13 protein-coding genes are annotated in these 12,354 nt (G+C 56.3%); 5 read left to right on the plus strand and 8 right to left on the minus strand.

What is annotated here, in order from left to right; translation table 11 throughout:
- Window positions 1-245: 245 nt before the first annotated feature.
- Genes fdnG through fdhE form a run of 4 tightly spaced genes read left to right on the plus strand, consistent with a single transcriptional unit; the run spans window position 246 to window position 5,769 of the window.
- Window positions 246-3,296 (plus strand): formate dehydrogenase-N subunit alpha, encoded by a 3,051-nt coding sequence (gene fdnG / locus BFV65_RS21065; protein ID WP_157886698.1) that lies wholly within the window; start codon window positions 246-248, stop codon window positions 3,294-3,296.
- A gap of 12 nt (window positions 3,297-3,308) precedes the next feature.
- The gene (fdxH, locus tag BFV65_RS21070; RefSeq protein WP_003861960.1) at window positions 3,309-4,211 is read left to right on the plus strand and encodes a formate dehydrogenase subunit beta; all 903 of its coding nucleotides are present in this window, start codon (window positions 3,309-3,311) and stop codon (window positions 4,209-4,211) included.
- Window positions 4,208-4,843: a formate dehydrogenase cytochrome b556 subunit gene (gene fdoI, locus BFV65_RS21075; protein WP_006808711.1), complete on the plus strand. Its 636-nt coding sequence runs from the start codon at window positions 4,208-4,210 to the stop codon at window positions 4,841-4,843. Before fdxH ends, fdoI begins: the two co-directional genes overlap by 4 nt.
- Complete coding sequence (fdhE, locus tag BFV65_RS21080; protein WP_069597066.1) at window positions 4,840-5,769, plus strand: formate dehydrogenase accessory protein FdhE; 930 nt, start codon at window positions 4,840-4,842, stop codon at window positions 5,767-5,769. The genes fdoI and fdhE overlap by 4 nt, the downstream gene beginning before the upstream one ends.
- A 41-nt stretch (window positions 5,770-5,810) precedes the next feature.
- On the opposite strand, the gene nadS is transcribed toward fdhE, so the two are convergent.
- The 8 genes from nadS to BFV65_RS21120 all read right to left on the minus strand — a co-directional run bounded on the left by nadS (window position 5,811) and on the right by BFV65_RS21120 (window position 11,306).
- Window positions 5,811-6,101, minus strand: coding sequence for a NadS family protein (nadS, locus tag BFV65_RS21085; protein ID WP_032626927.1), 291 nt, complete (start codon window positions 6,099-6,101; stop codon window positions 5,811-5,813).
- Entirely contained in the window at window positions 6,102-6,413 is a 312-nt protein-coding gene (locus BFV65_RS21090) for a hypothetical protein (protein WP_022649837.1), read from the minus strand.
- Between the two features lie 148 nt (window positions 6,414-6,561).
- Window positions 6,562-7,503: a fatty acid biosynthesis protein FabY gene (fabY, locus tag BFV65_RS21095; RefSeq protein ID WP_022649838.1), complete on the minus strand. Its 942-nt coding sequence runs from the start codon at window positions 7,501-7,503 to the stop codon at window positions 6,562-6,564.
- Window positions 7,504-7,547: 44 nt separating this feature from the next.
- On the minus strand, window positions 7,548-7,985 hold the full coding sequence (dtd, locus tag BFV65_RS21100) for a D-aminoacyl-tRNA deacylase (RefSeq protein ID WP_015569909.1): 438 nt from the start codon (window positions 7,983-7,985) through the stop codon (window positions 7,548-7,550).
- Window positions 7,982-8,863: a virulence factor BrkB family protein gene (locus BFV65_RS21105; protein WP_069597067.1), complete on the minus strand. Its 882-nt coding sequence runs from the start codon at window positions 8,861-8,863 to the stop codon at window positions 7,982-7,984. The genes dtd and BFV65_RS21105 overlap by 4 nt, the downstream gene beginning before the upstream one ends.
- Window positions 8,857-9,456 carry a glucose-1-phosphatase gene (yihX, locus tag BFV65_RS21110; protein WP_003861947.1) on the minus strand — a complete coding sequence of 200 codons (600 nt, stop codon included), beginning with the start codon at window positions 9,454-9,456 and terminating at the stop codon, window positions 8,857-8,859. Before yihX ends, BFV65_RS21105 begins: the two co-directional genes overlap by 7 nt.
- Before the next feature lie 118 nt (window positions 9,457-9,574).
- Window positions 9,575-10,375, minus strand: coding sequence for a DeoR/GlpR family DNA-binding transcription regulator (locus BFV65_RS21115; RefSeq protein ID WP_023298924.1), 801 nt, complete (start codon window positions 10,373-10,375; stop codon window positions 9,575-9,577).
- Window positions 10,376-10,409: 34 nt separating this feature from the next.
- Window positions 10,410-11,306: a sugar kinase gene (locus BFV65_RS21120; RefSeq protein ID WP_069597068.1), complete on the minus strand. Its 897-nt coding sequence runs from the start codon at window positions 11,304-11,306 to the stop codon at window positions 10,410-10,412.
- A 155-nt stretch (window positions 11,307-11,461) separates the two neighbouring features.
- On the opposite strand from BFV65_RS21120, the gene yihU reads away from it, so the two are divergent.
- On the plus strand, window positions 11,462-12,352 hold the full coding sequence (gene yihU, locus BFV65_RS21125; RefSeq protein ID WP_022649844.1) for a sulfolactaldehyde 3-reductase: 891 nt from the start codon (window positions 11,462-11,464) through the stop codon (window positions 12,350-12,352).
- Window positions 12,353-12,354: the final 2 nt, after the last annotated feature.

Consider the following 12,354-nt stretch of genomic DNA (forward strand, 5'->3'; position numbering starts at 1 on the left):
CATCTGCTACACACCCTTAACATCCGCAGAGAGAAATGTGATTGATATCACACTTTATAATCAATGCCGTGATAATACGTTCACTTTGTTTTAACGCCGTTGGAACAGGCGTACCGACATTGTGGTATTCTGGGCTTATCCCTCGGAGAAATGAGGGATTAACGCAAATTTTTCTCCTTTGCGGTTAATTCTCAACCGCAAAGTAAAACTACATAGCAATGTCGTAATGAACCAAGGAGTGACCCATGCAGGTCAGCAGAAGGCAGTTCTTTAAGATCTGCGCTGGCGGTATGGCAGGCACCACGGCGGCGGCACTGGGCTTTGCGCCCGGTGTAGCGCTGGCGGAAACTCGGCAGTATAAACTGCTGCGCACCCGCGAAACCCGTAACACCTGTACGTACTGCTCCGTCGGCTGTGGGCTGTTAATGTATAGCCTCGGCGACGGTGCGAAAAACGCCAAAGCATCTATTTTCCACATCGAAGGCGATCCGGATCATCCGGTCAACCGTGGTGCGCTGTGTCCGAAAGGGGCCGGTCTGGTAGATTTTATCCACTCCGAAAGCCGCCTGAAGTTTCCTGAGTACCGCGCTCCCGGCTCTGACAAATGGCAACAAATCAGCTGGGAAGAGGCGTTCGATCGCATCGCTAAGCTGATGAAAGAAGACCGCGATGCCAACTTTATTGCGAAGAATGCCGAAGGCACCACCGTTAACCGCTGGCTCTCCACCGGCATGCTGTGTGCTTCAGCGTCCAGTAACGAAACCGGCTATTTAACCCAGAAATTTACGCGCGCACTTGGTATGCTCGCGGTCGACAACCAGGCGCGTGTCTGACACGGACCAACGGTAGCAAGTCTTGCTCCAACATTTGGTCGCGGTGCGATGACCAACCACTGGGTCGACATCAAGAACGCCAACCTTATTGTGGTGATGGGCGGTAACGCCGCTGAAGCGCACCCTGTCGGGTTCCGCTGGGCGATGGAAGCCAAAATCCACAACGGCGCGAAGCTGATTGTGATCGATCCCCGCTTTACGCGTACAGCGTCAGTGGCGGATTTCTACACCCCTATTCGTTCAGGTACTGACATCACTTTCCTGTCAGGCGTATTGCTGTACCTGATGACCAACGAAAAATATAACCGCGAGTACACCGAAGCCTATACCAACGCCAGCCTGATCGTGCGTGAGGATTACCACTTCGAAGATGGCCTGTTCAGCGGTTATGACGCCGAAAAACGCAGGTACGACAAAACCAGCTGGAACTACGAGCTGGACGAAAACGGCTTTGCGAAGCGCGACACCACCCTGCAACACCCGCGCTGCGTGTGGAACCTGCTGAAAGAGCACGTGTCCCGCTATACGCCAGAGGTTGTCGAAAACATCTGTGGGACGCCGAAGGCGGACTTCCTGAAGGTGTGCGAGTTGATTGCGGAAACCAGCGCCAAAGATAAGACCGCGTCGTTCCTGTATGCACTCGGCTGGACGCAGCACTCCATCGGCGCGCAGAACATCCGCACCATGGCGATGGTTCAGTTGCTGCTCGGCAACATGGGGATGGCAGGCGGCGGCGTTAACGCCCTGCGCGGTCACTCCAACATTCAGGGTCTGACCGACCTTGGCCTGCTGTCTCAGAGCCTGACGGGTTACATGAACCTGCCGAGCGAGAAACAGACCGACCTGCAAACCTATCTGACGGCCAGCACGCCAAAACCGCTGCTCGAAGGCCAGGTAAACTACTGGGGCAACTATCCGAAGTTCTTCGTCTCGCTAATGAAAGCCTTCTACGGCGACAAGGCGACGGCGGAAAACAGCTGGGGCTTTGACTGGCTGCCGAAGTGGGACAAAGGGTACGACGTCCTCCAGTACTTCGAAATGATGCACCAGGGCCAGGTCAACGGCTATATCTGCCAGGGCTTTAACCCGGTGGCGTCGTTCCCGAACAAGAACAAGGTTGTCGAGTCTCTGTCGAAACTGAAGTACCTGGTGACGATTGACCCGCTCAATACCGAAACCTCGACGTTCTGGCAGAACCACGGTGAGTCGAACAATGTCGACCCGTCGAAGATTCAGACCGAAGTGTTCCGTCTGCCGTCCACCTGCTTCGCGGAAGAGAACGGCTCTATCGTCAACTCTGGCCGCTGGTTGCAGTGGCACTGGAAAGGCGCGGACGCCCCGGGCATCGCCCTGAACGACGGCGAGATCCTGGCCGGTATCTTCTTACGCCTGCGTAAAATGTACGCGGCTGAAGGCGGCGCAACGCCTGAGCCGGTGCTGAACATGACCTGGAACTATTCGACGCCGGAAAACCCTGCGCCGGAAGAAGTGGCCATGGAGAGCAACGGTAAGGCGCTGGCGGACGTTATCGACCCGGCGACCGGCACCGTGCTGGCGAAGAAAGGCGATCAGCTCAGCACCTTCGCACACCTGCGTGACGACGGTACGACGTCAAGCGGCTGCTGGATCTTTGCCGGTAGCTGGACGCCGAAAGGCAACCAGATGGCCAACCGCGATAACGCCGACCCGTCGGGCCTCGGTAATACGCTGGGCTGGGCATGGGCATGGCCGCTTAACCGCCGCATCCTCTATAACCGTGCCTCTGCTGACCCGCAGGGCAACCCGTGGGATCCGAAGCGTCAGCTACTCAAGTGGGACGGCGCGAAATGGGGCGGCGTGGATATTCCGGACTACAGCACTGCCGCACCAGGCAGCGATGTCGGGCCGTTTATCATGCAGCCTGAAGGGATGGGGCGCCTGTTTGCTATCGATAAGATGGCGGAAGGTCCGTTCCCGGAACACTATGAGCCGTTTGAGACGCCGCTGGGTACTAACCCGCTGCACCCGAACGTGGTCTCTAACCCGGCAGCCCGTATCTTCAAGGGCGATTTTGAAGCGCTGGGTAAAAAGGACAAGTTCCCGTATGTCGGCACCACCTACCGTCTGACCGAACACTTCCACTACTGGACCAAGCACGCGCTGCTGAATGCCATCGCGCAGCCGGAACAGTTTGTGGAGATCGGCGAGAAGCTGGCGGGCAAGCTCGGCATCGCCCATGGCGATACCGTGAAGGTCTCCTCTAACCGCGGCTACATCAAAGCCAAGGCGGTGGTGACCAAGCGTATTCGCACGCTGAACGTTCATGGTCAGCAGGTGGATACCATCGGCATCCCAATTCACTGGGGTTATGAGGGCGTGGCGAAGAAAGGGTTCATTGCGAATACCCTGACGCCGTTCGTCGGTGATGCGAACACGCAGACGCCGGAGTTTAAGGCCTTCCTCGTGAACGTGGAAAAGGTGTAACGGAGACGACTTATGGCTTATCAATCTCAAGACATTATCCGTCGTTCCGCGACTAACGGTTTCACGCCCGCGCCTCAGGCGCGGGACCACCAGCAGGAAGTGGCGAAACTTATCGACGTGACCACCTGTATCGGCTGTAAAGCCTGTCAGGTGGCTTGTTCAGAGTGGAACGACATCCGTGACGAAGTGGGTCACAACGTCGGGGTGTACGACAACCCGGCGGACCTGACCGCCAAGTCCTGGACGGTAATGCGTTTCTCGGAAGTGGAACAGAACGACAAACTGGAATGGCTTATCCGCAAAGACGGCTGTATGCACTGTGCGGATCCGGGCTGCCTGAAGGCGTGTCCGTCAGAAGGGGCTATCATTCAGTATGCCAACGGCATCGTCGACTTCCAGTCTGAGCAGTGTATTGGCTGCGGCTACTGCATCGCGGGCTGTCCGTTCGACGTGCCGCGCATGAACCCGGAAGACAACCGCGTCTACAAATGTACGCTGTGCGTTGACCGCGTAAATGTCGGTCAGGAGCCAGCCTGCGTGAAGACCTGCCCAACCGGCGCTATCCACTTTGGCTCTAAAGAGGATATGAAAACGCTGGCGGCAGAGCGCGTGGGCGAGCTGAAAACCCGTGGTTACGATAACGCGGGCCTGTACGATCCGGCCGGGGTTGGCGGTACGCACGTGATGTACGTGCTGCACCACGCCGACAAGCCGAATCTGTACCATGGCCTGCCGGAGAACCCGGAAATCAGCGCCACCGTGAAGTTCTGGAAAGGTATCTGGAAACCGCTGGCCGCGGTCGGTTTTGCGGCCACCTTTGCAGCGAGCATCTTCCACTACGTCGGCGTTGGTCCGAACCGCGCGGAAGAGGAAGACGATAACCTGCATGAAGAGAAAGACGAGGTGCGCAAATGAGAAAACGTGACACCATCGTGCGCTACACCGCGCCGGAACGCATCAACCACTGGGTCACCGCCTTCTGCTTCATGCTGGCGGCGATAAGCGGGCTGGGGTTCTTCTTCCCCTCCTTCAACTGGCTGATGCAGATACTGGGCACGCCGCAGCTGGCGCGCATCCTGCACCCGTTCGTGGGTGTGGTGATGTTTGCCTCGTTTATCATCATGTTTTTCCGCTACTGGCACCATAACCTAATCAATCGGGATGATATCTTTTGGGCGAAGAATATTCGTAAGATCGTTGTCAACGAGGAAGTGGGTGATACCGGGCGTTATAACTTCGGCCAGAAATGCGTATTCTGGGCGGCGATTATCTTCCTGGTCCTGTTGCTGGTGAGCGGCGTGATCATCTGGCGTCCGTACTTTGCGCCTGCTTTCTCAATCCCGGTGATCCGATTTGCGCTGATGCTGCATTCATTTGCCGCAGTGGCGTTAATTGTGGTTATCATGGTGCATATCTACGCCGCCCTTTGGGTGAAAGGCACCATTACCGCGATGGTGGAAGGATGGGTAACCAGTACGTGGGCGAAGAAACATCACCCGCGCTGGTACCGTGAAGTCCGCCAGAAACAGGAAAAGTCATCTGAATGAGTATTCGCATAATCCCGCAAGATGAGCTGGGGTCGAGCGAGAAACGCACGGCGGATTATATTCCGCCGTTGTTGTTCCCCAGACTCAAGAACCTCTACAACCGCCGCGCAGAGCGTCTGCGCGAGCTGGCAGAGAACAACCCGCTGGGCGATTTTCTGCGTTTTGCCGCGCTGGTCGCCCATGCGCAGGAAGTGGTGCTATACGACCACCCGCTGCAAATGGATCTGACCGCACGCATCAAAGAAGCCAACGCGCAGGGCAAGCCGCCGCTGGACATTCACATTCTGCCGCGCGACAAGCACTGGCATAAGCTGCTGCATTCGCTGATTGCCGAGCTGAAGCCCGAAATGAGCGGCACGGCGCTGGCGGTCATTGAGAACCTGGAAAAAGCCTCAGAGCAAGAGCTGGAAGAGATGGCGAGCGCGCTGTTTGCCTCCGACTTCTCGCTGGTGAGCAGCGATAAAGCGCCGTTCATCTGGGCTGCGCTGTCGCTCTACTGGGCGCAAATGGCGAGCCTGATCCCGGGTAAAGCCCGCGCTGAATATGGCGAAGCGCGCCAGTTTTGCCCGGTGTGCGGCTCAATGCCGGTCTCCAGCATGGTACAGATTGGTACGACGCAGGGGCTGCGCTACTTGCACTGCAACCTGTGTGAAACCGAGTGGCACGTGGTGCGCATCAAGTGCAGCAACTGCGAACAGACCCGCGATCTGAACTATTGGTCGCTGGAAAACGAAGACGCGGCGGTGAAAGCCGAAAGCTGCGGCGACTGCGGGACCTACCTGAAGATTCTGTATCAGGAAAAAGACCCGAAAGTCGAAGCGGTAGCCGACGATCTCGCCTCGCTGATCCTGGACGCGAAGATGGAGCAGGAGGGCTTTGCCCGTAGCTCGATCAACCCGTTCCTGTTCCCGGGGGAAGGGGAGTAATCTCCACTAAAGCCCGGCGAGCCTCTGTGCAACCGGGCTATTTACTGCGATAGGGCTGGGATGACATGTTGAGGGTCGTTAGCAATGGCGCGCAATAGCGCTTTAGCGGGGCCTGTAGGTGAGCGTCTGCCTTGTTCCCAGTTACGCAACGTATCAACGCTAACTGAGATTAAGTTCGCGAATTTACTCTGCGACAACCCGGACGCCTGACGAATTTCTTTTATTTTCATCGCATCAATTTGAAACGTACGCGACGGCTCTCGTTGGCCCTCGGCAATTTCGTTGATTTGCGCAATGCTTTGGGTTAATCGCTCAAACAGCGCCTTATCCATTTACCACCTCTCAATCATCTTTTTCAGTATGGCTTTTTCACCCGCGGAGAGGTCATCTTTGATCCCTTTGCGATAGATGAGCAGCAACCTGATTTCACACTCACGCGTACGGTGAAAATAGATAACTCTGACTCCACTACGCTTTCCCTTACCGCCAGCAAGCCAGCGAATCTTTCGCAAGCCTCCCGTATTCTGGATCAGATCGCCGTAATCCGGTTGCGTTGCCAGGAATATTTGGAACCTATGATATTCGTCGTCATCCAGTAACGTTTTGACGTCTTCTGTAAAAATATCCGTTTCAATGAATAGCATAAATCATACGCCATTGGCTTATAGTAGCAAACATCCAATGTACGTCAATGACGTACCCCTAGCTGATTACGTTAATGGGATACGCTGAATAAAGCGAAGTATAATTCCTGCTACGTTGTGTATTTGCGAGCCGCTTTCCAGACGACTGCTACTCCTCCTCGTTCCCGCCCTCTTCATACGCGCCATACGGCTTCGCAGGCAGAACGATATAGGTGCCTTCAAACACCGCGCCCGGCGTTTCATCGCCGAACAGCTCAACCTGCATTTGTACGCGTGCTTTACGCCCACGCGCCAGACGGTCGAGATCGCCGCCCAGTGCACCCAGGTCAGCTACCGCGCTCGGCTTGCCGCTGATCGGCGCGCTGTAGCGGATATGGGCATCGGCCAGAATAATGGTGCCGCCGAGATGACGTTCGCGCAGCATCAGCCAGATCAGTCCCCAGCCGGTGAGCGTGGCGAGTGAAAACAGGCTACCGGCAAACAGGGTATGGTGTGGGTTCTGGTTGCCGGTTTCCGGCATGGTGGTAATAAATTTTTGCCCGGTATATTGCTGAATACGCACGCCCATTTTTTCACTGAGCGGAATGTGCTGATACCACGCCTGCTGGAGCTGCCCGCACCAGTCGGCACGATGGAGAATATCGTCCAGGGTGGCGATGGGTTTGATCATCAAAAAGTGACGAATCGGCGTAGTTTGCGGGGCGGTGATTTCCCCCTGATTCACGAAACCAAGCTTGGCAAAGAACTCAACGGCATCTTCACGGGCGCTACAGGTGACGCGCTTGACCCCTTCCTGACGGGCGACGGATTCCAGCGTCATGGCCATCAGCGTTCCAAGGCCTTTGTCCTGCACGGAGGGGTGAACGGCCATAAAGCGGATTGAAGCTTCGTTGTCGGCATTGATATACAGACGCCCCACGGCAACCAGATTGCCCTCTTCATCAACCACCATCTGGTGGTGCGCCATCGCGTCCCAGGCGTCGCGTTCAGACCCTTTAGGTTGATGCAGTGGCTTGCGCAGCATTTCCCAGCGGAAATGGTAATAAACCTCTAACTCTTCTTCCGTTTGCGGTACTCGAAGGTGATACATAGCTGTACTCTCTCTTGTTACCCGCGGCCAGGCCGCCAGTTGGCTCATACCTGGAGCCAGAATGTGACGGGGCCATCGTTCACCAGCGAAACCTGCATATCCGCAGCGAATCGTCCGGTTTGTGTATTCATGTCCTGTTGGCGACAGCGCTCAACAAAGTACTCGTAAAGGGCTTCTGCGCGATCCGGTGCCGCGCCCTTCGAAAAACTCGGCCGCATGCCGCGTTCGGTATCCGCAGCCAGCGTAAACTGGGACACCACCAGCACGCTGCCGCCCGCCTGCTGAACGTTCAGGTTCATCTTGCCTTCCGCATCGCTGAAAATGCGGTAGCCCAGCACGCGCTCACACAAGCGGTTGGCTTTTTGTTCGTCGTCATCCTTTTCGACACCCAGGAGCACCAAAAGTCCTGGGCCGATTTCACCCGTCACCTCATCCGCCACGGTGACGCTGGCACGGGTTACGCGCTGAATCAATGCAATCATGGTTGGTCTGCTTCTTGTTGTTTTTCAGCTTCTGCTGCTTTTTTAAGTTCGCGGTAGACCCCGAGAGTGACAGTTATTTCGGCGCCAAGCAAGACGATGCACCACGTCCAGTAGACCCAGACAAACAAAATGGGGATCACCGCCAGTACGCCGTAAATCAGCTGATAAGAGGGGAACATGGTGATATAAAGCGCGAATCCTTTCTTGCCCAACTCAAAGAGCAACGCCGCGACCAGCGCACCCACCACGGCATCCCGGTTGGGTACGCGCGTAGTTGGCACCACGCTATAAAGCAGCCAGAACGAAAGCCACGATAAAATCAGCGGGAAGATGCGCAGCACGTTATCGATCACGCTGTTTAAATCGCTCGCCCAGCGCAGCGAAAGAAGGTAGGAGCTGATCGCCAGGCTAGCCCCCGCCAGCAAGGGGCCGAGGGTTAAAATCATCCAGTAGACGGCAAAGGAATAGACCTTTGGGCGGACTTTTTTGCTCCGCCACATAGTGTTGAGCGCACTGTCGATGGAGTACATCAGCAGCAGCGCGGTAACAATAAGCCCACACGCCCCCACCGCCGTCATCTTGCTGGAGTTAGCGACAAACTGTTCAATGTAGTTCTGGATCACATCGCCGGTGGCAGGAATAAAGTTTGCGAAAACAAAATGGCGAAGCTGCATGCTCACATCGGCAAACATCGGAAACGCCGAAAAAAGCGCAAAAATCACCGCCACCAGCGGAACCAGCGAGAGCAAGGACACGTAAGCGAGATTGCCCGCCAGCGTGGTCATGTTGTCCTCATCAATGCGATGCCAGAGGAGTTTCAGCCACGCCCTCAGCGGGCGCGTGTGGTGATTGGCTTTTTGATGAACGGTTTTTAGCATAACTGCTTCGCAAAGTAGTTCGGTATCGTCTCTTTTCCGGTCACCAGAATGGAGGTGATACCTAACTGATTAGCCCCTTCTATATTATCGGCGTTGTCGTCAAAAAAGACCGCATCCGCTGCCGTGAATCCTTCTTCCTGCAATACCGCCTGATAGATGCGCGCCTCAGGTTTACGCATCCCCATCTCCTGGGAGAGATACACTTTATCTGCCGCCGCGTGAATTTCCGGGTATTCATCCGGCCAGAAGGTGGTATGCAGGCGGTTGGTATTAGACAGCACGACAACGCGATGCCCCTGCTCGCGCAGCTTGTGCATGATGTCGATCACTTCGGGGCGGATCGCGACAAATATGGCCTGCCAGCCGTGGGAAAATTGCTCGTAACTTAACGAGAGACCCATTTCCTGACAGAAACGCTCTGCGAACGCTTCGTCGCTGATCTCACCGCGCTCGTGCAAATGGAAAGTCTCACCCATCGCGAAATTCTGCTTTAACGTCGCCAGCGGAACACGGCTAAAATCGCTCCATGCGCCCAGCACCCGGTTAAAATCGATATCGACGATTACATTTCCTAAGTCAAAGATATAAAGCATGTTTATCTCCTTTCGCCGTGGAAAAGTAACTGTAGCGGGAAAGAGAAAGTTTAGCTATGCGCCAGATTCAGCTTAGAGAAAGGAAAGGCCCGAATCGCAATATCGGGCCATAAGACGATCAGCCAGCCTGCTGCTCTTCTCCGGAATTCACTTCGACAACCTCAACCTTGCTGGATTTTAGGTGACTTTGCAGCGCCGGGCCGGGCAGCTCATCGGTGAACAGCGCCGTCGCCTGCGCCACGTTGCCAATTTCAACCGCCGCGGAGGCGTGGTATTTCGTATGATCGGCCGCCAGTAAAATGTGGCGGGAGTGGGCAATCATGGTTTTCACCACGCTGGCTTCGTTAACGTCAAATTCCATCATCGCGCCGTCGTGCTCTATCGCCCCCACGCTGGTCACGAGGTAGTCCGCCCGGAAGCCAGACACAAACGCCGTTGCCGCAGGCCCGATAATGCCGCCGTTATGCGGGCGCAGCGTACCGCCAGGTACCATCACCTCAAAACGCGGGTTCTTATAAAGAATGTGCGCCACCCGCAGGCTGTTGGTGATGATGCGCAGATGATTATGATTAAGCAGTGCCCGGGCAACGTGCTCCACGGTCGTCCCGATAGTGATAAAGATGGTCGAGCCATCCGGGATATAGTCCGCAATCGCTTCGGCAATCGCCCGTTTCTCTTCGGTAAGCGAAACTTCACGCTGTTCGAACGCCGTATTGACCACGCTGGATGCCCTGCCCGCACCGCCGTGATGACGGGTGATCAGCCCCTGCTCGCTAAGCTTGCGGATATCCCGGCGCACGGTTTGCGTCGACACATCCAGCAGCTGCGCCAGTTCATCAATGTTCATATAGCCGCGATCGGCAATCAGCGTCAGCAGCTGATCGTGACGCGGGTTGCCGGTCAGTTCGGTAAGGCTCATGGGCTGTCCTCTGAAAACCATCACGCCCCGCATTTTATACAAAAAGTGACAAAAAAGAGCGGGTTTGATCACAGTCGGGTATACCCGCGCGCCCGCCGGGCTTTGTGCATTTCAGTGCTGCGACGGCGCTGGCAAAACGCACGGCGTCTGCGGCGGGCAATTTCTGCCCCAGGCTGACCGCCAGCGCACCGTGGAACACGTCGCCCGCGCCGGTGGTATCAATGACCTTCACTTCAAATCCAGGCTGATGACATAGCGCGCCGTTTTCCAGCCAGAAACAGCCGTCTCGCCCCTGCGTGACATACACATGTCCATTTGTGAGCGTTTGTGCTTTTTTTAATGCGTCTTCTGTTTCATCCAACTGCGTTAAACGCCGCAGCCCAGGCGCAGAGAAGGCCGCGTGATCGCTTAAGGCGATCAGCTCCGCGATATCCTGCGGGGTAACATCCGCATCCAGCAACGTCGGAACGCCCTGCTGACGGGCCAGGGTAAATGCCTGTTTTGCCCCGTCATGCCAGCGCACGTCGGCTAAGACAATGTCCCACTGAGAGAAGTCGATTTCATGCAGCCAGCCTGCCTCGGCGGGCAGATCGGGGCTGGGGTAGTTGGCAATCACTCTTTCCCCACCTGCGTCCACCAGCACCGCCGATTGCGACGATCGGGCCCCCTTAACTACGCGCGTATAGCGGGTGTTCACCCCCAGGGATTCCAGCTCCGCAAGCAACCGTCTGCCGGTATCGTCGTCCCCCACCCGACCAATAAAATCCACTTCCGCGCCCAGTTTCGCGGCTGCCACTGCAGCCGTTGCCGCCGGGCCGCCGCCCACTTCCGTGTAGTCTTTTGCGACATATTTCCCACCTTCTTTTGGTAAATCATCGAGATACCAGATGCGATCCAGCACGGTAATGCCGACACAAACGATGCGAGTCATGGTGATTCCTTCTGCGATTTCTGATGCCTTCATTTTAATTTCACCAAATGTTTAAAAAGTGACCCATGTCAATTTTTTGACTATAAATTACAAATACGATCAAAAACAGACACCACAAACGCGCAAAAATTGACACGATGTGACAGGAGAGAGGCATGTCAGCAATCGCATTTATCGGTTTAGGACAGATGGGCGCGCCCATGGCGAAGAATCTGTTGAAACAGGGCCACCAGCTTAACGTTTTTGATGTGAACCCGCAGGCGGTTCAGGCGCTGGTAGAGAGCGGCGCCCGGGCGGCGGCAACGCCCGCACAGGCAGCAACGGATGCCGAATTCGTGATCACTATGCTGCCAAACGGCGACCTGGTGCGCAGCGTGCTGTTCGGCGAGCACGGCGTGTGCGAAGGGTTGTCCCGCGACGCGCTGGTCATTGATATGTCCACCATTCACCCGCTGCAAACCGACGCGCTGATCCGCGACATGGCTGAGCAAGGCTTCAGCCTGATGGACGTGCCCGTCGGGCGCACCTCTGATCATGCCATCGCCGGTACGCTACTCCTGCTGGCAGGCGGCACGGCAGAGCAGGTTGAGCGCGCCACCCCCGTCTTAATGGCGATGGGTAATGAACTGATTAACGCCGGCGGGCCGGGAATGGGCATCCGCGTGAAGCTCATCAATAACTACATGAGCATCGCCCTGAACGCCCTTTCCGCCGAGGCCGCCGTACTGTGCGAAGCGCTTGGCCTCTCCTTTGACGTGGCGCTCAAGGTGATGAGCGGCACACCTGCGGGCAAAGGCCACTTCACCACGTCATGGCCGAACAAGGTGCTGAAAGGGGATCTTTCACCCGCCTTCATGATCGACCTTGCGCATAAGGATCTGGGGATCGCCCTCGACGTGGCCAACCAGCTGCATGTCCCAATGCCGCTGGGCGCGGCTTCACGAGAAGTTTACAACCAGGCACGCGCCGCCGGGCGCGGGCGCGAAGACTGGACAGCCATTCTTGAACAGGTTCGCGCATCTGCCGGGCTGAAAAAATCACACTGATA

Origin of the sequence: Enterobacter hormaechei subsp. hoffmannii (assembly GCF_001729745.1) — a bacterium.
GTDB lineage: Bacteria > Pseudomonadota > Gammaproteobacteria > Enterobacterales > Enterobacteriaceae > Enterobacter > Enterobacter intestinihominis.